This window comes from Streptomyces thermospinosisporus (assembly GCF_039526425.1).
In the GTDB taxonomy this organism is placed as follows: Bacteria; Actinomycetota; Actinomycetes; order Streptomycetales; family Streptomycetaceae; genus Streptomyces; species Streptomyces thermocarboxydovorans.
In genome coordinates this window covers 1-22938 of the sequence record NZ_BAAAIZ010000062.1, presented here as the reverse complement: position 1 = coordinate 22938, position 22938 = coordinate 1, and the positions used below count along the sequence as shown (strand labels likewise).

General features: G+C 73.2%; 18 protein-coding genes and 1 pseudogene. 11 read left to right on the top strand and 8 right to left on the bottom strand.

All coding sequences use genetic code 11. The annotated features are described in order from the left end of the window. Nucleotides 1-6: 6 nt before the first annotated feature. The 4 genes from cseB to ABD207_RS20270 all read right to left on the bottom strand — a co-directional run bounded on the left by cseB (nt 7) and on the right by ABD207_RS20270 (nt 3247). Nucleotides 7-705, bottom strand: coding sequence for a two-component system response regulator CseB (gene cseB, locus ABD207_RS20285; protein ID WP_344014521.1), 699 nt, complete (start codon nt 703-705; stop codon nt 7-9). Between the two features lie 9 nt (nt 706-714). Continuing rightward, the gene (locus tag ABD207_RS20280) at nt 715-1371 is read right to left on the bottom strand and encodes a hypothetical protein (protein WP_344014520.1); all 657 of its coding nucleotides are present in this window, start codon (nt 1369-1371) and stop codon (nt 715-717) included. Further along, complete coding sequence (locus ABD207_RS20275) at nt 1359-1898, bottom strand: SigE family RNA polymerase sigma factor (protein ID WP_167998589.1); 540 nt, start codon at nt 1896-1898, stop codon at nt 1359-1361. The genes ABD207_RS20280 and ABD207_RS20275 overlap by 13 nt, the downstream gene beginning before the upstream one ends. Nucleotides 1899-2311: 413 nt before the next feature. Beyond that, nucleotides 2312-3247, bottom strand: coding sequence for an HhH-GPD family protein (locus ABD207_RS20270; RefSeq protein ID WP_344014519.1), 936 nt, complete (start codon nt 3245-3247; stop codon nt 2312-2314). 654 nt (nt 3248-3901) lie between these two features. On the opposite strand from ABD207_RS20270, the gene ABD207_RS20265 reads away from it, so the two are divergent. Beyond that, nucleotides 3902-4747, top strand: a complete 846-nt coding sequence (locus tag ABD207_RS20265) for a hypothetical protein (RefSeq protein WP_344014518.1) — start codon at nt 3902-3904, stop codon at nt 4745-4747. 225 nt (nt 4748-4972) lie between these two features. Here the strand turns inward: ABD207_RS20265 and disA are convergent, their stop codons facing one another. Both disA and radA read right to left on the bottom strand, forming a co-directional pair. Further along, entirely contained in the window at nt 4973-6097 is a 1125-nt protein-coding gene (disA, locus tag ABD207_RS20260) for a DNA integrity scanning diadenylate cyclase DisA (protein WP_167998592.1), read from the bottom strand. An 81-nt stretch (nt 6098-6178) separates the two neighbouring features. Then, nucleotides 6179-7588, bottom strand: coding sequence for a DNA repair protein RadA (gene radA, locus ABD207_RS20255; protein ID WP_344014517.1), 1410 nt, complete (start codon nt 7586-7588; stop codon nt 6179-6181). A 289-nt stretch (nt 7589-7877) separates the two neighbouring features. Between radA and ABD207_RS20250 the strand changes: the two genes are divergently transcribed. After that, complete coding sequence (locus tag ABD207_RS20250) at nt 7878-9668, top strand: BACON domain-containing protein (protein WP_344014516.1); 1791 nt, start codon at nt 7878-7880, stop codon at nt 9666-9668. Between the two features lie 166 nt (nt 9669-9834). Here ABD207_RS20250 and ABD207_RS20245 read toward each other — a convergent pair. Next, nucleotides 9835-10677 (bottom strand): annotated as a pseudogene (locus ABD207_RS20245) (DUF3109 family protein); the annotation flags it as partial. A gap of 62 nt (nt 10678-10739) precedes the next feature. On the opposite strand from ABD207_RS20245, the gene ABD207_RS20240 reads away from it, so the two are divergent. The 4 genes from ABD207_RS20240 (at nt 10740) to ilvD (ending at nt 16005) form a co-directional block, all read left to right on the top strand. Then, nucleotides 10740-11672: a Ppx/GppA family phosphatase gene (locus ABD207_RS20240; RefSeq protein WP_344014515.1), complete on the top strand. Its 933-nt coding sequence runs from the start codon at nt 10740-10742 to the stop codon at nt 11670-11672. A gap of 664 nt (nt 11673-12336) precedes the next feature. After that, nucleotides 12337-13170: a sugar phosphate isomerase/epimerase family protein gene (locus ABD207_RS20235; RefSeq protein ID WP_344014514.1), complete on the top strand. Its 834-nt coding sequence runs from the start codon at nt 12337-12339 to the stop codon at nt 13168-13170. Continuing rightward, nucleotides 13167-13817 carry a TetR/AcrR family transcriptional regulator gene (locus ABD207_RS20230; RefSeq protein WP_344014513.1) on the top strand — a complete coding sequence of 217 codons (651 nt, stop codon included), beginning with the start codon at nt 13167-13169 and terminating at the stop codon, nt 13815-13817. Before ABD207_RS20235 ends, ABD207_RS20230 begins: the two co-directional genes overlap by 4 nt. 334 nt (nt 13818-14151) lie before the next feature. Next, on the top strand, nt 14152-16005 hold the full coding sequence (ilvD, locus tag ABD207_RS20225) for a dihydroxy-acid dehydratase (RefSeq protein ID WP_344014512.1): 1854 nt from the start codon (nt 14152-14154) through the stop codon (nt 16003-16005). A 167-nt stretch (nt 16006-16172) separates the two neighbouring features. On the opposite strand, the gene ABD207_RS20220 is transcribed toward ilvD, so the two are convergent. After that, nucleotides 16173-18362 carry a protein kinase domain-containing protein gene (locus tag ABD207_RS20220; RefSeq protein ID WP_344014511.1) on the bottom strand — a complete coding sequence of 730 codons (2190 nt, stop codon included), beginning with the start codon at nt 18360-18362 and terminating at the stop codon, nt 16173-16175. A gap of 191 nt (nt 18363-18553) precedes the next feature. Between ABD207_RS20220 and ABD207_RS20215 the strand changes: the two genes are divergently transcribed. The 5 genes from ABD207_RS20215 (at nt 18554) to proC (ending at nt 22324) form a co-directional block, all read left to right on the top strand. Then, the gene (locus ABD207_RS20215) at nt 18554-18871 is read left to right on the top strand and encodes an SH3 domain-containing protein (RefSeq protein ID WP_344014510.1); all 318 of its coding nucleotides are present in this window, start codon (nt 18554-18556) and stop codon (nt 18869-18871) included. 42 nt (nt 18872-18913) lie between these two features. Then, nucleotides 18914-19426, top strand: a complete 513-nt coding sequence (locus ABD207_RS20210; protein ID WP_344014509.1) for an EamA/RhaT family transporter — start codon at nt 18914-18916, stop codon at nt 19424-19426. 330 nt (nt 19427-19756) lie between these two features. Beyond that, nucleotides 19757-20563, top strand: coding sequence for an ABC transporter ATP-binding protein (locus ABD207_RS20205; protein WP_344014508.1), 807 nt, complete (start codon nt 19757-19759; stop codon nt 20561-20563). Then, nucleotides 20560-21351: an ABC transporter permease gene (locus tag ABD207_RS20200; RefSeq protein ID WP_344014507.1), complete on the top strand. Its 792-nt coding sequence runs from the start codon at nt 20560-20562 to the stop codon at nt 21349-21351. Before ABD207_RS20205 ends, ABD207_RS20200 begins: the two co-directional genes overlap by 4 nt. 160 nt (nt 21352-21511) lie before the next feature. Continuing rightward, nucleotides 21512-22324 carry a pyrroline-5-carboxylate reductase gene (gene proC, locus ABD207_RS20195; RefSeq protein ID WP_344014506.1) on the top strand — a complete coding sequence of 271 codons (813 nt, stop codon included), beginning with the start codon at nt 21512-21514 and terminating at the stop codon, nt 22322-22324. Nucleotides 22325-22938: the final 614 nt, after the last annotated feature.

Genomic DNA, 22938 nt, shown 5'->3' with positions numbered 1-22938 from the left:
GTCCGCTCAGGCCTTCAGCTTGTAGCCGAAGCCCCGCACTGTCTCGATGCGGTCCTGGCCGATCTTCGTCCGCAGCCGTTGCACATGCACATCGACGACCCGGGTGTCGCCGCCCCAGCCGTACTCCCACACCCGTTCCAGCAGCTTGTCGCGGGAGAGCACGGTGCCCGGTGCGGAGGAGAACTCCAGCAGCAGCCGCATCTCGGTCGGGGTCAGCGCCACCGGCTCCCCGGCCCGGCGCACCTCCATGCCCTCGGTGTCGATCTCCAGCTCCCCGAAAACCAGCACCCCGCCGTCGTCCACGGCGTCCCGCGCCTCACGGCCGCCGCCGGCCCGCTCGAAGCGGCGCAGCACCGCCCGGATCCGGGCCACCAGCACGGCACCATCGAACGGCTTGGTCACATAGTCGTCGGCGCCCGCCTCCAGACCGAGGACGACGTCGATGGAGTCGGCGCGGGCCGACAGCATGATCACCGGGACCATCGACTCGTCGCGGATGCGCCGGCACAGGCTCACGCCGTCCAGGCCGGGGACCATCACGTCGAGCAGCGCGATGTCCGGCTGTTTCGCCCGGAACGCCTCCAGCCCCGACAGCCCGTCGGGCATCGCGGTGACGGCGAAGCCGTCCCGCTCCAGGGCGAGCTGGGTCGCCTCGCGGATGACGTCGTCGTCCTCGACGAACAGCACATGGGTCTGGTCTGCCATGGGTCAGTCTCAGCCTTCGGGCACCGGGGTCGGCTCCTGGCCGGCCACCTTGCCGTAGTCGTTGTGCGTGCGGTACTCCTCGGTGAAGCGTCCCGAGGCCCAGCGGTAGGTGATCACGTTCTCCCCGGACGGGCTCGACACCGGGTCGCCCGGGTCGTACACCTGCTTGGTCACCACCAGGTCCCCCCGGTCGATCTCCGCGTACACCGGAGGCTCCTCGGCCGTGAACACATTGCGGTACCTGCCGCCCTCGAGGCGATACACATACGAGCCAACCCCCACGGCGTCCCCGCAGGTCAGTACGTTGATCACGACGTCGTCGGCGGAACCGCCGGTCAGATTGCCGTAGGAGACGTCGACCGGGTACTCGTCGGCGACGCACGGCTTGAGATCCCGCTTGACCTCCGCCGAGACCGCCGGGTCGTTCTTGATCAGCCGGACCGGGTCCACCCGGTCGGGTGTGCCGTCGCCGGCGTCGGCCGCCGTCGTGGCGCTCGGCACCGCGTCCGCCTCGGCGCGCGCCGGGCCCTCGTCCCGGGTGCCGGTGCCGCCGGTTCCGCAGCCCGCGGCGAAAAGCCCGAGGGCGGCGAGCACGGCCGTCGCCGTACCCGCCGCCTGTGCGGTCTTTCGGACGCTGTAGGTCCCCGCGCCGGTCAGGCCGCGCAACGCTCCCGCTCCTCACGCTCCAGCGCGCGTGCGTCCGACTCGCGCGCCTCCAGCTCCTCGCGGAGCCGGGCGAGCGCCCGGTGCAGCGTGCTCTTGACCGTTCCGGCCGACATGCCGAGTGCGGCGGCCGTCTCCTCCGTGGACATCTGCTCCCAGTGTCGCAGCACCACGACACTGCGCTGCTTCGGAGCGAGCACCTTCAGCACGTCCATGAGCAGGGCTCGGTCGGCGTGCTGCTCGGTGGCGTCGTCCACGCTGGCGTCCGGCAGCTGCTCGGTCGGCACCTCCTCCAGCTTGCGGGCCCGCCACCACTCCGTGCGCGTGTTGATCATGACGCGGCGCAGGTAGGCGTCGGCGAGGCGCTTGTCCTCTATGGTCTCCCAGCGGCCGTAGGTGCGGGCCAGCGCCGTCTGCAGCAGGTCCTGCGCGTCCACCGGGTCCGGGACCAGGCGGCGGGCACTGCGCAGCAGCGCGTCCTGCCGCGTGCGGACGTACTCCTCGAACTCGAGCACCTCGCCCTGCGCCATCGTGAACCGCCTCCTGCTCCCCGTTTTCCGGCCCACCCCGTATGGGCCGGTGCACTGCTTGTGTTCCGTGGTCTGTGCGCCCTTGCCGGGCACGCAAGTGAAGCTACGGAGGGGTTGTCACGAGCCTGTGCGAGACAGCCCGCGGGCAGCCCTCGGCTACCCGTCGGTTGTGTAACGGAAGGAGGAAGCGGATAAATCGGCGCTTCGGTTCGGGTGGTTATGGGTGATTCGAGTGATCGGTCCCGTGGCAAGGGTGGTGAGGGTGACGCCGGTGGTGCCACGGCACCGCCGGTGTGCCGGGCGACGGCGGTGACGCAGCGCGGCTGGTGTGCCCGGCGATGGCGGTGAACGCAGTGCCGCCGGGTGTGCCGGGCGACGGCGCGACTCGGCACCGCCCGTGGGTCACCCGAGGGTCAGGCGACGGGCAGCCGGTACAGGCCGCCCGGCAGCGGCTCCACCAGACCGTCCGCGACCAGACCGTCCAGGGCGCGGGCCCGCTGCACCGGCTCGTGCCACACCCGGTCCAGCGCCGACTGCGGCACCGGACCGTGCGCCTCCCGCAGCACCGCCAGCAGCCGGCCCCGCACCTGACGGTCCGTCCCGGCGTAGGTCTGGCCCCGGCGCGGCGGACCCTCGTGCGCCGGCTTGCCCGCCAGCCGCCAGGCGCACTGCGTGGCGATCGGGCAGCGGTGGCAGGCCTCGTTCTTCGCCGTGCACACCAGCGCGCCCAGCTCCATGGAGGCGGCGGCCCACCGCGCGGCGGTCGCCTCGTCCTCGGGCAGCAGCGCCCGGGCCAGCCGGCGTTCGGCGGCGGTGGTGGCGTTCGGCGGGTACTGCACCCCCGTGACCGCACGGGCGAACACCCGCCGCACATTGGTGTCCAGCACCGGGTGCCGCTGCCCGTAGGCGAACGACGCCACGGCGGCCGCCGTGTACTCGCCGATGCCGGGCAGCGCAAGCAGCTGGGCGTGGTCGGACGGCACGTCGCCGCCGTGCCGTTCCGCTATGGCGACGGCCGCGCCGTGCAGCCGCAGCGCGCGCCGCGGATAGCCGAGCCGGCCCCAGGCGCGCACCGCCTCGCCAGGCGCCTCCGCCGCGAGGTCGGCGGGGCGCGGCCAGCGGGCCAGCCACTGCTCGTAGACGGGCAGGACCCGGTTCACCGGGGTCTGCTGCAACATGAACTCACTGACCATCACCCCCCATGCGCCGGCCTCCGGGCGCCGCCACGGCAGGTCACGGGCGTGCTCGTCGAACCATTCGATCACGGGGGAGTGCAGCGGCTCGCCAAGAGCGCGCTCGGACGCGGAAACGGCGGTGCCGCCGTACGGGGGCTTCGTGGGAGCAGTCATGACCCGTCGATCCTGCCATGCCGAAGGGAGCCGGTCGGGTACATGCGGCGGTGCGTATGGGTGCGGTTTCCTGCCGGAGGCGGTGTCCGGTGCCTGACGATCGGCAGCAGTGCCGTGCCGCCGCCCGCTTGCAGCGTCGGCGGCATGGAAGGTCTCCGCCCCTCTCCGCCCCGCCCCGCCCGGCCGGGCGGGGCTTCTCCGGGCGGCCCGCGCCGGGACGGCGCTCGCTCCTGCGTGACCGCGGCCTTCAGCGTCTCACTGCACACCTACGCCACAGTCGTGGCCAAGGGTGCAAGGGCCGCGATCGCGAAGGCGTGGTGGCCGGCGCGGCGGGCCCGCCACCGGGCGAGGACGAACAGGGCGACGAAGACCGGCAGCCCCGCCTCGGTGCCTGTCTCCGCCGTCTGCCGTACTCAGTCCGGGGTGCCGTGCGCGTAGTCGGTGAGGTCGCGGTAGAGCCCGCTGTCCACGAAGTCCATGGTCACCGACCGTAGGCACGGCGGCGGTTCGGTCACACCCTGCGATCATCAGGTGTGCGGGCTGACGAAAGACAGGGCCGGCAGGGCGAGTTCCGGAATGATGATCTGGAAAAGTTGCGGATCTCGGCGGCGGGTGGGGCCAGTCGACGCGCTGATCTCTCGTACAGTTTGCGCCGTGGGATCTCTGCGCAATCCGGTCGGGCCGCTTCCCTCCTCCATCTACTGGCGACGGAGGGTCGTACTGCTGTCTGTGCTACTGCTGTTGGCGCTGCTGACCACCTGGGTCGTCGTCAACTTGGGCGACTCGGGCGGGGGGAACCGAGACAACGGGGCCAACGGCAAGAATCCCGCGCCGTCCATCACTCCGGGGCCGTCCGGTTCCGGGCCGGCGATCAGCCAGGCGCCGGGCGGGCGGGACGAGTCGGAGGGCGGTGGCTCCGGGGGTTCGTCCGGGTCGGGGGACGACGGGGCGAACGGTGACACCGGGGGAGCCGGGGGAGGCTCCGGTGACGGCACGGGTGCCGGAGGGAGCGCCGGGGGCGGCTCCGAAGGGGGTACGTCGGCCGGGGTCGGCGCGGGGGATGCGCTGCCGGCCGGGTCGGGGGCCGGCCTGCCCAACTGCACGCCGTCTGCGGTGCGGTTCAGCCTGCGGAGTGTCCGGAACACGTATGCGCCGGGGGAGAAGCCGACGTTCCTGCTGACCGCGCGGAATGTGTCGCGGAGTGACTGCAAGGTCGATCTCGGGCCGGAGAGTGCGGTGTTGACGGTCACTCAGGCCGGTGACGATGACGACGATCCGTACTGGGCGTCGGACGACTGCCCCAAGGGGGCGGGGCATCTGGTGTTCCGGGTGCCGGCCGGGGATGCGATCTCCTACACGGTGAAGTGGGACCGGAAGCCGAGTGAGCCGGAGTGCGCGACGCCGAAGGGGGGATCGGCGAAGCCGGGGACTTACCTGGTGGAGGCGAAGGCGCCGGGCTTCAAGAAGGTGCGGACGTCGTTCGTGCTGGAGGCGGACTAGCAGTTGCCCGAGGGCCGGCTGGCCGGGGGTGGGCCCCGGCCCTGAGGGGGTGCCGCTGCGCCCACCTCCCCCACTCTCGGCTTCGCTCGAGCGGAGGGACCCATCGCCCCAGCGGCACGAATGCCCGCAGTCGCGGAGGGGGTGACTGCAGCTACCCCAGGGGCGCGGGGAACTGCGCGATCAGCTACCGATGACCCGCAGTCGCGTACGAAAGGGCATGCACCCCTAGACGTAGCGCTCCAGAATTGAGCTCTCCGCGAGGCGCGACAGGCCCTCGCGGACGCTGCGCGCACGCGCCTCGCCGACTCCGTCGACCGTCTGAAGATCATCGACGCTCGCCGCCAGCAGCTTCTGCAGGCCACCGAAGTGTTCGACCAGCCGGTCGATGATCGCCCCCGGCAGACGCGGGACCTTGGCCAGCAGCCGGAAGCCCCGCGGGGACACCGCGGAGTCCAGTGCCTCCGGCGACCCCGTGTACCCCAGCGCCCGCGCCACCGTCGGCAGTTCGAGCAGCTCCGCATGGGTGAGCGCGTCCAGCTCGTTCAGCGCCTCCTCGACCGTGCGGGAGCGCTTCGCCGTGGGCTCGGGGACGTAGTCCCGCACGACCAGTTCGCGCTCGGGCTCGACCCCGGCGATCAGCTCGTCCAGCTGCAGTGCGAGGAGCCGCCCGTCGGTGCCCAGCTCGACCACGTACTCGGCGATCTCGGTGGCGATGCGGCGCACCATCTCCAGGCGCTGGGCGACCGCCGAGACGTCCCGGACGGTCACCAGGTCCTCGATCTCCAGCGCCGACAGCGTGCCGGCCACCTCGTCGAGGCGGAGCTTGTAGCGCTCCAGGGTGGCCAGCGCCTGGTTGGCGCGGGACAGGATCGCCGCGGAGTCCTCCAGCACACGGCGCTGGCCGTCCACGTAGAGGGCGATCAGGCGCATCGACTGGGAGACCGAGACCACCGGGAAGCCGACCTGCTTGGAGACCCGGTCGGCGGTGCGGTGCCGGGTGCCGGTCTCCTCGGTCGGGATGGTGGGGTCGGGAACCAGCTGGACGCCGGCCCGCAGGATCTTCGACAGGTCCGAGGACAGCACGATGCCGCCGTCGAGCTTGCACAGCTCGCGCAGCCGGGTCGCGGTGAACTCGACATCCAGGACGAAACCGCCCGTGCACAGCGCCTCGACGGTCTTGTCGGAGCCGAGCACGATCAGACCGCCCGTGTTGCCGCGGAGTACCCGCTCCAGGCCGTCACGCAGCGCCGTGCCGGGTGCCACGGCGCTCAGCGAGGCGCGCATCAGGCCCTCGGAACCGGCACTCCCGCCGGACTTTCCGGGAGCTGCTGCCCGGTCGTTGGCTGCCACTGCACTCCTCCGGTCGCAGGTTCTGGGGCGCCCCCGTTTCGCGCACTCGGTTCGTACGGACGGGCGAGACCTGGGCAAAGTCTACCGGCGGTCCTCCGCCTCCCGTGGGGCCTCTCGCCGACGGGAGCGCGGAAGGACGCGCAGAGCGTCCCCTATGTCCGCGACTTCCAGAACCTTCATACCGGCCGGAATCCTGCCCGGATCGCCCGGCACCAGGGCATGTGTGAAGCCCAGGCGGTGTGCCTCGGCGAGCCTGCGCTGCACGCCCGTGACGCGTCTCACCTCGCCCGCGAGTCCCACCTCGCCGATCGCGACCAGGTTCTTCGGCAGCGGAGTGTCGCTGGCGGCGGAGGCCAGGGCGAGCGCCACGGCCAGGTCCGCGGCCGGCTCGGAGAGCTTCACCCCGCCGACCGTCGCGGAGTAGATGTCCCTCTTGCCCAGGGCGCTGATCCGGCCGCGCTGTTCCAGCACCGCCAGCATCATCGACACACGTGAGGTCTCCAGGCCGGAGGTGGTGCGCCGGGGGGAGGGGATCTGCGAGTCGACGGTGAGCGCCTGCACTTCGGCGACCAGCGGGCGGCGGCCCTCGAGGGTGACCGTCAGGCAGGTGCCGGGGACCGGTTCGTCACGACGGGTCAGGAAAAGTCCGCTCGGGTCCGCAAGGCCCGTGATGCCCTCGTCGTGCAGTTCGAAGCAGCCGACCTCGTCGGTGGTGCCGTAGCGGTTCTTGACGCCGCGGACCAGGCGCAGCCGGGCGTGCCGGTCGCCCTCGAAGTGCAGCACGACGTCGACCAGGTGCTCCAGCAGGCGGGGGCCCGCGATCGCGCCGTCCTTGGTGACATGCCCCACCAGCAGCGTGGACATCCCGCGCTCCTTGGAGGCACGGATCAGCGCCCCGGCCACCTCGCGCACCTGCGCCATGCCGCCCGGGGCGCCGTCGATCTCCGGGGAGGCGACCGTCTGCACGGAGTCCAGGATCAGCAGCGACGGCTTCACCGCGTCCAAGTGGCCGAGCACCGCGGCAAGATCCGTCTCGGCGGCGAGGTAGAGGTGATCGTCGATGGCGTGGATGCGGTCGGCGCGCAGCCGGACCTGGCTCGCCGACTCCTCGCCCGTCACATACAGCGTGCGGTGCTCCTCGCTCGCCGACTTGGCCGCGACGTCCAGCAGCAGCGTGGACTTGCCGACGCCGGGCTCGCCCGCCACCAGCACCACCGCGCCGGGGACCAGCCCGCCGCCGAGCACCCGGTCCAGCTCCGGCACGCCCGTGGAGCGGGCGGCGGCCTGCCGCCCGTCGACCTGGCCGATGGGCAGGGCGGAGGTGGTGACCCGGCCGGGCGTGGTCGTCCGGACCGCGGGCGTGCCGTACTCCTCGACGGTGCCCCAGGCCTGGCACTCGGGGCAGCGGCCGAGCCACTTGGCCGTCTGCCAGCCGCACTCGGTGCAGCGGTAGGACGGGCGGTCCTTGGTGGTCTTGGTGCGGGCAGCCATGCGCACAAGGTATAGGCCGCCTCTGACAGCGGGCGGCGTCCGGCCCCGGTGCCCGGGCGGCGTCCGGCACTCATGCGCCCGGCACGGAGGGCATCCCGGGCGCACGCTGGGAACACGTGGGAAGAGCGCCCGGAAACGCGCCGGGAGTGCGCCGGGAACCGGCTGAAAAATCGTCCCATCCGTTGAGCGCCAAGGTTTCCGTCGTCGATTGAGGGATCGTTTCACCCGTATGGATTAAAAGAGCGCAGCCCTCCGGAAGGGGCCGCCCGAGGCCCCCTACGGTCGCCGAATGATGAGCAGTGGCCCGGAGACCTCGACCCGCACGACCGGCGCACACCGGGCGCACCGCGAGGTGCGTGACCGTGGGGCCGCTCGCGCACTCGCGAAGCGGCCGCCCGCGCCGTACGAGCCGTACCTGGACGGGCTGTTCACCTACTGCCTGTCCGTGCTGTGCGATCACGACGCGGCGACCGCCGCCCTCGCCGACGTCCTCGCCGTCGCCGAGCGCCGCGGCCGGCACGTCCCCGACGCCCCCGGCGAGCGCAAGGCCTGGCTGTACGCGCTGGCCCGCTGGGCCTGCCTGTGCAAACTGACCGAGGCCAAGCAGAAACGTCAGACCACGCACGCCGCGGGCCGTACCGGCCGGCAGCGCACGGCCCGCCCGGCCCGCACCGCCTCCGCGCCGCCCGTCTCCGAGGAGGTCCAGGAGCAGCGCCGACGCGAACTGGCGCTGCTGGCGTGGCCGGAGGCCGCCGGCACCACCCCGGAGCAGCGCGAGGCGCTGGAGCTGGCCGTGCGGCACAAGCTCGGCGCCGGCGAGGTGGCCGCCGTGCTCGGCATGGAACCGGCCGCCGCGCACGATCTGCTCGCCTCGGCGGCCTGCGAGGTGGAGCGCACCCGGGCGGCGCTCGCCGTCGTCGAGACCGGCAGCTGTCCGGGCGTGGCGCATCTCACCGGCGACCACCAGTTGGTGCTCAGCAGCGCCGTGCGCCGCGAGCTGGTCCGGCACGTCGACGACTGCCCCCGCTGCCGCCGTACCGCCGAGCGGGCCATCCCCGGCCGCTGGCCCGGCACCACGGTCACCCCCGACGCCCTGCCCGTGCTGCCCGCGCCCGCCACGGCGCTGCACGCCGCCATGGCGTACCACCCGCGCGGGCGCACCGCCGCACCCCGCTTCGACCGGCGCGGCTTCCCCATGGACCCCAAGGACCGTGCGGCCCGCCGGGACCGGCTGCGCGCCCGCGCGGTCACCACGACCGTGGTGGCCACCGTCGTCGCCGCGCCGGTGCTCGCCCTGTGGGCCGCCTACCGGGGCACCCCCGTGGGCGAGGCGCAGGACGGCCGCTCGGCCTCCGCGCGGGAGGCGGACGGCCCCTTCGACCTGGACGGCGAGGGAGCGGGCGGCTACGAGAACGCCGGCAACGCCAGCACCCACCCCGGCGCGCGCTTCGGCGAGAAGGACAAGGACGCGAAGGCGGACGTGTCCGTGGAGGTCGTCGACGTCACGGGCACCGGGCAGCAGGGGGCGGCCGCGCTGGACGTCACGGCCGGACACAGCGGCGACACCACGCTGATCACCCTCACCGCCACCGGTACCGTCCCCGTGCGCTGGTCGGCGTCGACCGGGGCGTCCTGGCTCTACCTCAGCCAGTCCTCGGGCCTGCTCCAGCCCGGCGAGTCCCTGACGATCAAGGTGTACGTCGACCAGCTGCGCGAACCGTCCGGCCACTGGAGCGCGCGGGTGGCGATCGCCCCGGCGGGCGTGGTCGTCACCATCGACGGCTACGGCCCCGTCCCCAGCCCCTCCGCCCCCTCGACGCCGACCGGCTCGCATCCCGGCCACCCCGGCGGGCCGGGCGCCTCCCACCCGGGCACCCCCAGCAGCCCGCCGCCGTCCTCCTCGGATCCGGAACCGGACCCGACGAGCCCTTCGCCCTCGGAGCCCGAAGAGCCCGAACCGAGCGACCCGCCCGCGACCTCCCCGGACCCCGAGCCCGGCACCGGCGATCCGGCCGACGACGTCCCCACGGACCCGGTGCCGCCGTCGGACGATGCCGGCACCCCGGATCAGACGCCCTGACGCCGTCGCGGCCCTGCGAGCACGAGGCGACGGCCCCGCATCAGGCTTGGGGGTCGGTGTTCCGCGACTCGGTGTCCCGCGACTCGGTGTTCCGCGACTCGGTGTTCCGCGACTCGGTGTCCCGGGGCTCGGTGTTCTGCTCCGGATCGGTCGCGGGCTCCAGCGGCGGGTCCGCCGGGTGGGGTGCCAGCAGGGGCAGCTGCGAGGCCAGGCGCTCCTCGCACAGCTCGACCAGCCGGTCGTAGCCGGCCTTGCCCATCAGCTCGGTCAGTTCGGCCCGGTAGGAGACGTACACCGGCTCGCCCGCGCCGTGCGCCGAGGTCGCCGAGGTGCACCACCAGTGCAGGTCATGGCCGCCCGGCCCCCAGCCGCGCCGGTCGTACTCGCCGATCGACACCTGCAGTACCCGGGTGTCGTCGGGGCGGTCGATCCAGTCGTAGGTGCGCCGGATCGGCAGCTGCCAGCACACGTCCGGCTTGGTCTCCAGCGGCTCGCGGCCCTCCTTCAGGGCGAGGATGTGCAGCGAGCAGCCCATGCCGCCGGGGAAGCCCGGCCGGTTCTGGAAGATGCAGGAGCCCTGGTAGGGGCGGGTCTGGCGGTCGCCGTCCTCGTCCACGGACACCCAGCCGTTCCTGGTGCCCTCGGCGTGGTGCTGCCAGATGTCCGGTGTGAGACGTGCCACATGCTCGGCGACCCGCTTCTCGTCGTCCTCGTCCGAGAAGTGGGCACCCAGGGTGCAGCACCCGTCGTCCGCGCGGCCGGCCTGGATGCCCTGGCAGCCGCTGCCGAAGATGCAGTTCCAGCGAGAGGTCAGCCATGTCAGATCGCAGCGGAAGACCTGCTCGTCGTCCGCCGGATCAGGAAACTCCACCCAGGCGCGAGCGAAGTCGAGCCCCTTCTCGTCGTCCACGGGGGGCTCGGCCGCAGGAACCGCAGGCGCCGCGGTCTTCTGGGCTCGCTTGTCCTTCTTGGGCGATTTCGCGTCCTTCGCCTTTTTCGTCTTTGGCACCCGTCCAGGGTAAGTCGCCCGGACCGCGACTCCGCACCGCCGTGGGCAGTAGCGTTCCGTATATGAGACTTGGTGTCCTCGACGTCGGTTCGAACACGGTGCACCTGCTGGTGGTGGACGCGCACCCCGGTGCCTGCCCGCTGCCCGCGCACTCGCACAAGGCGGAACTCCGCCTCGCCCAGCTCCTCGACGGCGACGGGGCGATCGGCTCCGCCGGCGTGGAGCGGCTGGTCTCCGTCATCCAGGACGCCCTGACCGCCGCGGAGGACAAGGGCGTCGAGGACCTGCTGCCGTTCGCCACCTCCGCGGTGCGCGACGCGGTCAACGCCGACGAGGTGCTCGACCGGGTGCGTCAGGAGACCGGCGTCGAGCTCCAGGTGCTCACCGGTGAGGAGGAGGCCCGGCTGACCTTCCTCGCCGCCCGCCGCTGGTTCGGCTGGTCCGCGGGCAAGCTGCTGGTCGTCGACATCGGCGGTGGCTCCCTGGAGATCGCCTACGGCATGGACGAGGAGCCCGACGCCGCGGTGTCGCTGCCGCTGGGCGCCGGCCGCCTCACCGCCGCCTGGCTGCCCGGCGACCCGCCCGCACCGGACGACGTCCGTGCCCTGCGCCGCCATGTGCGCACCGAGATCGCCCGCACCGTCGGCGACTTCAGCCGCCTGGGCGCCCCCGACCACGTGGTGGCCACCTCCAAGACCTTCAAGCAGCTCGCCCGGCTCGCCGGCGCCGCCCGCTCCGCCGAGGGGCCGTACGTGCAGCGCGAGCTGAAGCGGGAGTCCCTGGAGAACTGGGTGCCGCGGCTGTCCGGGATGACCGCCGCCGAGCGCGCCGAGCTCCCCGGCGTCTCCGAGGCCCGGGCCGGCCAGCTGCTCGCGGGCGCCCTGGTCGCGGAGGCCGCGATGGACCTCTTCGGCGTGGAACGCCTGGAAATCTGCCCGTGGGCCCTCCGCGAGGGCGTGATCCTGCGGCGCCTGGACCACATGGATCAGGGCTAGGACCGCTGGGCTGCTGGGCCGCCGAGGGGCGAGGCCGGCGGCCCGGCCGGGCAACGGCGGGAGGCCCGGCGGATCAACGGCCGGAGGCCCGTCGGGATCAGGTCCTCGGGACCCGGGCCGGCGGCCCGTCGGATCACGGTCGCTCGGCCCGTGAGGATCACGGTTGGCGGCCTGCTGGATCACTGGATCAAAGGCGGGGCCCCGTGGACCCGGTCTCATGACCTGCCGGCCAGGACCGGCGGCCCGCTGGATCGGGTCCCGCACGACCCGGGGGCTCAGGCCCGGGTCGGCCCCATGGATCACGGTGGGCGCGCTGCCGGCTCATGGCCGGCAGCGCGCCCACCGTGTCATGGCTCGCGGCCTGCCGGAGGCAAGGCCGGCGGCCGTTGGATCAAAGGCTGGAGGCCCGTTGGACCGATTCCCGCGACCGGAATCGGCCCGGCGGCCCGCTGCATCAGGTCCCCCCCACCCGTGGGTTCCGGCTCAACGGCCCGTCGGATCACGGCGAGCGACCTGTTGGATCACGGCCTGCGCCCCCCTGGATCACGTCAGACGGACCTTGGAGCAGGGGGTGGCCGGCCCGAGGACGAGCCCGTATGGCATCCGCCACAAGGGCGATCGGGCGCCCGGCCCCCACCCGATGCCACCCCGTAACCTGTCCCTCATGGCCAAGCCCCTCGTGCGCGTCCCGGATGCGAAGGTCGCCCTGTCGACGGCCTCCGTCTATCCGGAGTCCACGGCGACGGCCTTCGAGATCGCGGCGCGGCTCGGATACGACGGCGTCGAGGTCATGGTGTGGACCGACCCGGTCAGCCAGGACATCGAGGCGCTGCGGCGGCTCAGCGACTACCACCGCATCCCGATCCTCGCCGTGCACGCCCCCTGCCTGCTCATCACCCAGCGGGTGTGGTCCACCGACCCGTGGACCAAGCTCCAGCGGGCGCAGGCGGCCGCCGAGAAGCTGGGCGCGAGCACCGTCGTGGTGCATCCCCCGTTCCGCTGGCAGCGGCAGTACTCCCGGGGTTTCGTGGAGGGCATCTGGCGGATGGCGAACGAGACGGATGTGAAGTTCGCCGTGGAGAACATGTACCCCTGGCGCTACCGCGACCGCGAGATGCTCGCCTACGCCCCCGACTGGGACGTCACCAAGGACGACTACCGCCACTTCACCATCGACCTCAGCCACGCCGCGACCGCCCGCACCGACGCCCTGCAGATGCTGGACCGCATGGGCGACCGCCTCGGTCATGTCCACCTCGCCGACGGCCGCGGATCCGCCAAGGACGAGCACCTGGTCCCCGGCCGCGGCACCCAGCCCTGCGCCGAAGTACTGGAGCACCTCGGCCGCACCGGCTTCGACGGCCATGTGGTGATCGAGGTCAACACCCGCCGCGCCATGTCCAGAGCCGAGCGCGAGGCCGACCTGGCGGAGGCGCTGGCCTTCACCCGCCTGCACCTGGCCTCCGCCTCCTCACCGGCAGGGGTGCCGCACTCGTGACCGGCCTCACCGCGCCCGGCGGCGACGCGGACCCGCCCGCCGGCGCCAAGGGAGCGGCCCGCCGCCGCGGACGCCCCCCGCGCACCGAGTCCGCCGACACCCGCGACCGCATCCTCGACGCGGCCCGCGAGGTCTTCTCCGAACGCGGTTACGAGAAGGCGTCCGTACGGGGTATCGCCAAGGCCGCCGGTGTGGACTCCGCGCTGGTGCACCACTACTTCGGCACCAAGGAGCAGGTGTTCGAGGCCGCGGTGGAGGTCGCCTTCGCGCCCGCCCTGGCGATGCGGGACGCGGTGGTCACCGGCCCCCTCGAGGAGGCCGGCGAGCGGATGACCCGGATCCTGCTCGGCCTCTGGGAGAACCCGGTGACCCGGGCCCCGCTGCTGGCCATTGTCCGCTCGGCCGTGAACAACGAGACCGCGGCCGCCGTCTTCCGCCGCCTGGTCGCCGGCCAGCTGCTGCGCCACATCGCCGCCCGGGTCGACCTGCCGGACGCGGAGCTGCGCGCCGAGCTGGCCGCGGCGCAGCTCGTCGGCGTCGCGATGATCCGCTATGTGATCAAGGTGGAGCCGCTGGCCTCGGCGGACCCGGAGCAGATCATCCGGCGCGTGGCCCCCGTGGTGCAGGGGCACCTCACCGGGCCCTGAACGCCGGCGCGGCGGACGCGGGACCGCCGGCGCCGGGGGACCCGGGGAACCCAGCCCCGGGGACGGAGGCACCGAGCCCGGGGGACCGGAGGCACCGAGCCCGGGGGACCGGAGGCACCGAGCCCGGGGGACCGGAGACACCGAGCCCGGGGGACCGGAGACACCGAGCCCGGGGGACCGGAGACACCGAGACCCCGGGGACCGGGGGGAACTGAGATACGCATCCCGCATTCCGGACACCTTGTCCCGCCCTCTGGATGACCAGCGTACGCTCGACACAGCCGGACCTGTCCGGTCCGCACTCTTCGAAGAAGGTCTGAAGGAGCGAGCGACGATGCCCGAACTGAGGTCCCGCACAGTCACCCACGGCCGCAACATGGCGGGCGCCCGCGCCCTTATGCGTGCCTCGGGTGTACCCGGTGCGGACATCGGGCGGAAGCCGATCGTCGCCGTCGCCAACAGCTTCACCGAGTTCGTGCCCGGCCACACCCACCTGGCCCCGGTCGGCCGCATCGTCAGCGAGGCGGTGAAGGAGGCCGGCGGCATCCCCCGCGAGTTCAACACCATCGCCGTGGACGACGGCATCGCGATGGGCCACGGCGGCATGCTGTACTCGCTCCCGTCCCGCGACCTGATCGCGGACAGCGTGGAGTACATGGTCGAGGCCCACCGCGCCGACGCCCTCATCTGCATCTCCAACTGCGACAAGATCACCCCGGGCATGCTCAACGCGGCCCTGCGCCTGAACATCCCCACGGTGTTCGTCTCCGGCGGCCCGATGGAGTCCGGCCGCGCCACCCTGGTCGACGGCACGGTCCGCACACTGGACCTGGTCGACGCCATGGTCGAGGCCGCCAACGAGAAGGTCTCCGACGCGGACGTGCTGCGCATCGAGGAGAACGCCTGCCCCACCTGCGGCTCCTGTTCGGGCATGTTCACCGCCAACTCGATGAACTGCCTGACCGAGGCGATGGGCCTGTCCCTCCCCGGCAACGGCTCGGTCCTCGCCACCCACACCGCCCGCAAGGACCTCTACGTCCGCGCGGCCCACACGGTGATGGACCTCACCCGCCGCTACTACGAGCAGGACGACGAGTCGGTCCTGCCGCGCAGCATCGCCACCTTCCAGGCCTTCGAGAACGCCATGGCCCTGGACATCGCCATGGGCGGCTCCACCAACACGATCCTGCACCTGCTGGCGGCCGCCCAGGAGGCGGGCGTCCCCTTCGGGCTCAGCGAGATCGACGCCCTCTCCCGCCGCGTGCCCTGCCTGGCCAAGGTCGCCCCGAACGTCGCCAAGGACCGCACGTACTACATGGAGGACGTGCACCGCGCCGGCGGCATCCCCGCCCTCCTCGGCGAACTGCACCGCGCGGGCCTGCTCAACGAGGACGTGCACTCCGTCCACAGCCCGTCGCTGGCCGACTGGCTGAAGACCTGGGACGTGCGCGGCGGCTCCCCGTCGGCGGAGGCCGTGGAGCTGTGGCACGCGGCCCCCGGCTGCGTCCGCTCCGCCGAGGCCTTCTCCCAGTCCGAGCGCTGGGAGTCGCTCGACGAGGACGCCGAGAACGGCTGCATCCGCTCGGTCGAGCACGCCTACTCCAAGGACGGCGGCCTCGCCGTGCTGCGCGGCAACCTCGCCGTCGACGGCTGCGTGGTGAAGACGGCCGGCGTCGACGAGTCCATCTGGACCTTCGAGGGCCCGGCGGTGGTCTGCGAGTCGCAGGAGGAGGCCGTCGAGAAGATCCTCACCAAGCAGGTCAAGGAGGGCGACGTCGTCGTCATCCGCTACGAGGGCCCCAAGGGCGGCCCCGGCATGCAGGAGATGCTCTACCCGACCTCGTACCTGAAGAGCCGCGGCCTGGGCAAAGCCTGCGCCCTGATCACCGACGGCCGCTTCTCCGGCGGCACCTCCGGCCTGTCCATCGGCCACGCCTCCCCGGAGGCGGCCTCCGGCGGCACCATCGCCCTGGTCGAGGACGGCGACCGCATCCGCATCGACATCCCCAACCGCTCCATCGAGCTCCTCGTCGACAGCGCCGAACTCGCCCGCCGCGAGCAGGCCCTGAACGGCCGTTACGCGCCGAAGAACCGCGACCGCAAGGTGTCCGCGGCGCTGAAGGCCTACGCGGCCATGGCGACGAGCGCCGACAAGGGCGCGGTCCGGGACATCTCCAAGCTGGGCTGACCCAAGCCGACCCCAAGCAGACCCCAAGCCGGCCCAAGCCGGGCTGACCCGCAGCCGGAAGCCACGACGACGACACACACGGCCGAGGGCCGCCCCGTGATCTCACGACCTCACGGCGGCGGCCCTCACCCGTTTCCTCGGCCCGCCGTGACGTCCTGGTCGATCGCCTACCAGCCCGCCGGGTTACGCCCGTCCACGGCGAACACGGTCCCGTCCGGCGCAGCGGCATACACCCGCCCGCCCCCGACCACCGGCGCCGGCAGCGACGCGGGCACCCGGTCCCCGTGCTTCCCGAGCCGCGCCGCGGTCTGTCCGGCCAGCCGCCCCGCCCTCGCGTCCACGGCGAGCAGCCGTCCGTCGGGCGCGGTGACGTACACATACCGCTCGTCGGCGGCCGGCACCGAGGTGCGGACCGCGCCGGTCTCCAGGCTCCACCGCTGCCGCAGCGCGCCCGTGTCGAAGGCCACGATCCTGCCGCCGGCGCCCGAGAGGTAGGCGGTGCCGCTCCGGACCATCCCCTGCGGCTGCTCCAAGGGGACGGGCAGAGCCGCTCGGCGCGTCCTGCGGGTGCCGGGCTCGTAGCGGACCACGGCCTGTGCCTTCCCGTCAACGGTGTCGACGGCGAGGAACACCATCGCCCCGTCCGCCGTCCCGACCGGGCTCAGCGACCCGGCCATCCGAGCCTCCCAGCGCACCTCGCCGTTCAGCGGACCGAGGGCCGTGACCCGGGTGTGCCTGCTGCCGAGGGACGTGCTGACCGCGTACGCCAGCGGGTCCCCGGGGAACGAGTGCAGCAGCACCGGCGCCGTGTGACCCGGCAGCGACCGGCTCCAGCGCTTCTCCCCGGACGCGCTGTCGAGGGCGGTGACCGTGCCGTCCGCGCCCGTGAGCAGCAGCGTGTCCCCGGCGAACACGCCGGTGTCGTGCACGGCGGCCTCCTGCCGCCACTTCGGCTTCCCCGACGCGGGGTCCAGCGCCACCAGGCCCCGGCGCAGGGTGAGCAAGGGGTGGACGAGCCCGCCCGAGAGGGCCGGCGGGCCGCTCGGTTCGTTCCGCACCGGGCGCCGCCACAGCACGTCCCCGTCGTCCGGGTCGAGCGCGAGGACCGTCCCCGCGTGCGTGCACAGCAGCCGTCCCGCCCCGTGGGAGCACTGGGCGAAGCCCTGCTCGCCGGTCGGGGCCGCATCCCAGGGGGTGAAGGCCGCCGCGCTGGTGCGTGAGGCGGTCTTCTCGGGGGTCTCGTTCTCACCCGCGAAGAGCTGGAGTGAGGCGAGTCCGCCGGCCAGCGCGAGCGCCAGCGCCCCGGCCCCCAGAGCGGCCTTCCGCCCGGGACGCCGGGCGGGGCGACGGTCCGCCTCGGGGGCGGCGGGCTGAGCGGCGGGCTTCTCGCCGGGCTTCTCGGCGAGCTCGGCGGGTGCGGGGCCTTCGGCGGGTCCGTGGGAGGGCTCCTCCGCGGGCTCCTCGGACTGCTTTACGGGAGCGGCCGTCCCCGTCCGCTGCGGCGGAATGAACGTCTGGGTGTCGTACGAGGCCGCGACCGACCGCAGTTCACGCATCAGCTCGTCGGGAGCCGGCCGGTCCTGGGGCTCCTTGGCCAGGCATCGGAGCACCAGCGGCGCCAGGTCGTCCGGCACGCCCGTCAGATCCGGCTCGTCGTGCACCACCTGGTAGGCGACGATGTAGGGGCTATCGGAGTCGAACGGCCCCCGCCCGGTCGCCGCGTGCACCAGGACGGAACCCAGGGCGAAGATGTCGGCGGCGGGGCCCACCTCGCGGGGGCTGCGGAACTGCTCGGGCGCCATGAACGGCGGAGTGCCGATCAACTTGCCCGTCTCGGTGCGCAGTTCGCTGTCGCTGGGCCGGGAGATGCCGAAGTCGATGACCTTCGGCCCGTCCTCGGCCAGAAGCACATTGCTCGGCTTGAGGTCCCGGTGCACCACACCCACCCGGTGGATGTCACGCAGCGCCTCCGCAAGGCCGGCCATCAGCCGGCGCAGCTGGGACGCCGGCATCGGCCCGTGCTGCTTCACCTGCTCGGCGAGCGTCGGCCCCGGGATGAACAGCGTGGCCATCCACGGCCGTTCGGCCTCCGGGTCGGCGTCCACGACCGGTGCGGTGAAGGCACCGCTCACCCGCCGCGCCGCCGCGACCTCCTGCCGGAACCGCCCCCGGAACTCCGGATCCCGCGCGAACTCCGCGTGCACGACCTTCACCGCGAGCTTCAGACCCGAGGTGCTGCGCGCCAGATGCACCACGCCCATGCCGCCGGAGCCCAGCCGTGACTCCAGCCGGTAGTGACCGGCGTACTCAGGAAGTTCCGCTTCCGCGCCCGCTCCGGCGTTCCGCTGTGGCGCCATGGAACCACCCCCGTGCTCTTCGTCCGCGCGCGCGAATCACGGAGCCTAGTCGATGAGACGTACGAGACCGAGGGGGCTTGTGGGGAGTTGTAGCCTTCGCGTGCGAGATGCGAACGCGTGTTTCGTCCCGTGATCCAGGGGAATGAACGTGATCCCATGGCAGTCATGGGGCTCGACGGGGGAGGAACGACATGTCTGCCGACCGCATCGAAGAGGCCGGGCCGCGCACCGAGGAGGCCGTCACCACGACGGCGGCGGCCGTCCGCTCCTACCCGGTGGCACCGGGCGTCCGGCTGAACGTCCGCAGCGGTCCGGGCACGAGCTACCGCATCGTGCGCGTGCTGCCGGTGGGCGCCAAGGTCCCGATCCACTGCCAGCGGCCCGGCACCACGGTGACCGGCCCCTACGGCACCAGCAAGATCTGGGACAACATCGGCAACGGCGAGTACGTCTCGGACGCCTATGTGAAGACCGGCAGCGACGGCTATGTGACCTCGCGCTGCTCCTGATCCCGCGGGGGCCCGCGGCCCGGCCGGCGCCATAATCGATGCGTGAGCGCAGTGAACGGCACCCCGGACCGCGCCGCGGGCACCCCGGACACCACCGGCGGCCCCCGGCCCGAGCCCCTCCGTTTCTTCGGAACGACCTGGGTCGACCACGGCCGCGGCTACCTCGCCCGCCGGATCGGCGTCTCCGCCGGCTCCCTGGCCGCCGCTGCCGCCGCCTGCTTCGTGCTGCGCATCGCCTACCAGGGCCTGCAGATCGCCCAGGTCGGCAGCTTCGTCGATCTGCTGCTGGTGGTGATGTTCGCCGTGTGCAGCGCGCTCGCCTTCCGGCACACCTGGGAGGGCTTCACCCGCCGCCACGACCCGGCCCGCCAGTCCGCCCTGCGCGGCATGCTGAGCATCGGCTTCGTCGGCTCCCTCCTCGCCTACTTCTTCCGCTCCCTCACCGAGGCGCCCGGCGAGAAGCTCCACCGCGAGGAGTACGAGGCCGCCCGCGCCCAGTACGAGAAGCGCATCTCCCGCCGCTCGGGCAACCCGAAGAAGCGCCGCCGCGCCTGAGCGGGGCGCCTTCCACCACCCCGCCTGCGCAGCAGACCCTCACACAGGGCGGCAAACCTCAGACCGGGCGGCGACCTGCCGTCGGTGACCGCACACCCGTGCCACCTGCGGAAGGTCGCCGCCCTGTGCCGTTGCGCCAGTGCCGTACGCACCTGTGCCGTATGCGCCGCCGCCGATCCCGGAACCCCAGGCCCCAGTGACCCGGAACCCCCGGGACCCCGGAGTCCCTCAATCCCTGAATCCCTCAATCCCTGAATCCCTGAATCCCTGAATCCAAGACCGACGACCGGCCGCTTGACGGACCGCACCCTCGAGAGGATTATTCATCACATGGTGAATTACTCCTCCGAGCCGCCCCGCCGCCCGGACCCGGACCCCCCGGCCGTGCGCGCCCAGGACCTCGCCGTCGTCCGAGGCTCCCGGACCGTCCTGCGCAACCTCGGCTTCACCGTCCCGCGCGGCCAGATCACCGGCCTCCTCGGCCCCTCCGGCTGCGGCAAGTCGACCCTGATGCGCGCCATCGTCGGCACCCAGGCCAAGGTCACCGGCACCCTGGACGTCCTCGGCCGCCCCGCCGGACACCCCTCCCTGCGCGCCCGCATCGGCTACGTCACCCAGGCCCCGTCCGTCTACGACGACCTGACCGTCCGCCAGAACCTCGACTACTTCGCCGCGATCCTCCACCCCGGCCGCGCCGCCGCCGGCCTGCGCCGCGAGAGCGTCACCCGCGCCATCGCCGACGTCGACCTCACCAGCCACGCCGACGCCCTCGCCGGCAACCTCTCCGGCGGGCAGCGCAGCCGCGTCTCCCTCGCCGTCGCCCTCCTCGGCACCCCCGAGCTGCTCGTCCTCGACGAGCCCACCGTCGGCCTCGACCCCGTGCTGCGCCGCGACCTCTGGCAGCTCTTCCACGACATCGCCGCCGAGCGCGGCACCACGCTGCTGATCTCCTCGCACGTCATGGACGAGGCCGAGCGCTGCCACCGCCTGCTCCTGATGCGCGCCGGCGAGCTCCTCGCGGACGACACCCCCGACGCCCTCCGCGACCGCACCGGAGCCGACACCGTCGAAGCGGCCTTCCTGCACCTCGTCGACGCGGCGATCGCCGCGGGCCGCGCCAAGGAGACCACCTCATGAGCACCAGCACCCCCACGACCGCGAGCGCCCCCGCCGCCCCGATCGGCGCCCTCAACCTCTCCCGCACCACCGCCACCGCCCGCCGGGTGCTGGGCCAGCTCCGCCACGACCCCCGCACCATCGCCCTGATGCTGCTGGTGCCCTGCCTGATGCTCTTCCTGCTCCGCTACGTCTTCGACGGCAGCCCGCGCACCTTCGACAGCATCGGCGCCAGCCTGCTCGGCATCTTCCCGCTGATCACGATGTTCCTGGTGACCTCCATCGCCACCCTGCGCGAACGCACCTCGGGCACCCTCGAACGCCTGCTGGCCATGCCGCTGGGCAAGGGGGACGTGATCGCCGGCTACGCCCTCGCCTTCGGCACCCTCGCGATCGTCCAGTCCGCCCTCGCCACCGGCCTCGCCCTGTGGTTCCTGGACCTGGATGTCACCGGCAGCGCCTGGCTGCTGCTCCTCGTCGCCCTGCTCGACGCGCTGCTCGGCACGGCCCTCGGTCTGTTCGTCTCGGCCTTCGCGGCCTCGGAGTTCCAGGCGGTGCAGTTCATGCCGGCCGTGATCTTCCCCCAGCTGCTCCTGTGCGGCCTGTTCACCCCGCGCGACAACATGCATCCCGTCCTGGAGGGCATCTCGAACGTCCTGCCCATGTCCTACGCCGTCGACGGCATGAACGAGGTGCTCAGGCACACCGACATGACCGCCACCTTCGTCCGCGACGTGCTGATCGTCGCCGGCTGCGCCCTGCTGGTCCTCGGCCTCGGAGCGGCCACCCTGCGCCGCCGGACTCCGTAACGGGCGGGGGAGCGGGCCGGTGCCGCAGCCGGCGGTGTCCCAGCGGGCCGGTGACCACAGCCGCCCCACCGTCCCGCCTGCCGGACACCGGCCCGCCCCGCACCGTCCGGGTGGGAGGATGAAACAGGACATCGCACACCCCCGGAGGGCACCCGCAGCCATGACCCAGAAAGTCGCAGTCCTCGGCACCGGCAAGATCGGCGAAGCCCTGCTCAGCGGAATGATCCGCGCCGGCTGGGCCCCCGCCGACCTCCTGGTCACCGCCCGCCGCCGGGAGCGGGCCGAGGAGCTCCGCACCCGCTACGGCGTCACCCCGGTCTCCAACCAGGAAGCCGCCAAGACCGCCGACACCCTGATCCTCACGGTCAAGCCGCAGGACATGGGCGCCCTCCTCGACGAGCTCGCCCCGCACGTCCCCGCCGACCGCCTGGTCATCAGCGGCGCCGCCGGCATCCCGACCGCCTACTTCGAGGAGCGGCTCGCCGCGGGCACCCCTGTGGTCCGCGTCATGACCAACACCCCCGCCCTGGTCGACGAGGCCATGTCGGTCATCTCCGCCGGCAGCCACGCCACCGCCGAACACCTCGCCCACGCCGAGGAGATCTTCGGCGCCGTCGGCAAGACCCTCCGCGTCCCCGAGAGCCAGCAGGACGCCTGCACCGCCCTCTCCGGCTCCGGCCCGGCGTACTTCTTCTACCTGGTCGAAGCCATGACCGACGCCGGCATCCTGCTGGGCCTGCCCCGCGACAAGGCCCACGACCTGATCGTCCAGTCCGCGATCGGCGCCGCCATCATGCTCCGCGACAGCGGCCAGCACCCGGTGACCCTCCGCGAGAACGTCACCTCCCCCGCGGGCACCACCATCAACGCCATCCGCGAACTCGAGAACCACGGCGTCCGCGCCGCCCTGATCGCCGCCCTCGAAGCAGCCCGCGACCGCAGCCGCGAACTCGCCACCGGCAACAACGCCTGACCAACCGGGGACCGCTGCCCGCCGACCCCACGGCCTCACCGGGGACCGCTGCCCGCCGACCACGGCCTCACCGGGGACCGCTGCCCGCCGACCACGGCCTCACCGGGGACCGCTGCCCGCCGACCACGGCCTCATCGGGGACCGCTGCCCGCCGACCACGGCCTCATCGGGGACCGCTGCCCGCCGACCACGGCCTCATCGGGGACCGCTGCCCGCCGACCACGGCCTCACCGGGCGCCGGCCCGCGGCCCCGAAGGGCTCGCGGCCGGCGGGCGCACGCTGGCCCGCCCGTAAACACCGCGCCGCCGAGCGGCGCTCCCGCCGGCCGATGCTCCGGGCCGAGCCCCGATGCGACCGATGGCTGCTCGGGCCGGGTCGGCCGAGCGCTGCGCGGGCCGATGGCGGTCCCGCCCGGCGGTCCGTGCAGCCGCCCCGCGGTCCCGCCCGGCGGTCCGTCCAGCCGCCCCGCGGTTCCGCCTGACCCGCCGGGCGATGCTCCGGCCGAGCCCTGCCCCGCCGAGCCCTGCCCCGGCCGAAGGCCACCCCCGGCCAAGGGCCTCCGGCCGAATGGTGGTTCGTCCGATCGGCCCCGCGGCCCCGCCCGCCCCGCCCGG

Bases quoted from the DNA above. Each gene is read 5' to 3' on its own strand.
- cseB (WP_344014521.1), bottom strand. From the start codon at position 705: ATGGCAGACCAGACCCATGTGCTGTTCGTCGAGGACGACGACGTCATC.
- ABD207_RS20275 (WP_167998589.1), bottom strand. From the start codon at position 1,898: ATGGCGCAGGGCGAGGTGCTCGAGTTCGAGGAGTACGTCCGCACGCGG.
- ABD207_RS20270 (WP_344014519.1), bottom strand. From the start codon at position 3,247: ATGACTGCTCCCACGAAGCCCCCGTACGGCGGCACCGCCGTTTCCGCG.
- radA (WP_344014517.1), bottom strand. From the start codon at position 7,588: ATGGCTGCCCGCACCAAGACCACCAAGGACCGCCCGTCCTACCGCTGC.
- ABD207_RS20250 (WP_344014516.1), top strand. From the start codon at position 7,878: ATGATGAGCAGTGGCCCGGAGACCTCGACCCGCACGACCGGCGCACAC.
- ABD207_RS20240 (WP_344014515.1), top strand. From the start codon at position 10,740: ATGAGACTTGGTGTCCTCGACGTCGGTTCGAACACGGTGCACCTGCTG.
- ABD207_RS20235 (WP_344014514.1), top strand. From the start codon at position 12,337: ATGGCCAAGCCCCTCGTGCGCGTCCCGGATGCGAAGGTCGCCCTGTCG.
- ilvD (WP_344014512.1), top strand. From the start codon at position 14,152: ATGCCCGAACTGAGGTCCCGCACAGTCACCCACGGCCGCAACATGGCG.
- ABD207_RS20220 (WP_344014511.1), bottom strand. From the start codon at position 18,362: ATGGCGCCACAGCGGAACGCCGGAGCGGGCGCGGAAGCGGAACTTCCT.
- ABD207_RS20215 (WP_344014510.1), top strand. From the start codon at position 18,554: ATGTCTGCCGACCGCATCGAAGAGGCCGGGCCGCGCACCGAGGAGGCC.
- ABD207_RS20205 (WP_344014508.1), top strand. From the start codon at position 19,757: ATGGTGAATTACTCCTCCGAGCCGCCCCGCCGCCCGGACCCGGACCCC.
- ABD207_RS20200 (WP_344014507.1), top strand. From the start codon at position 20,560: ATGAGCACCAGCACCCCCACGACCGCGAGCGCCCCCGCCGCCCCGATC.
- proC (WP_344014506.1), top strand. From the start codon at position 21,512: ATGACCCAGAAAGTCGCAGTCCTCGGCACCGGCAAGATCGGCGAAGCC.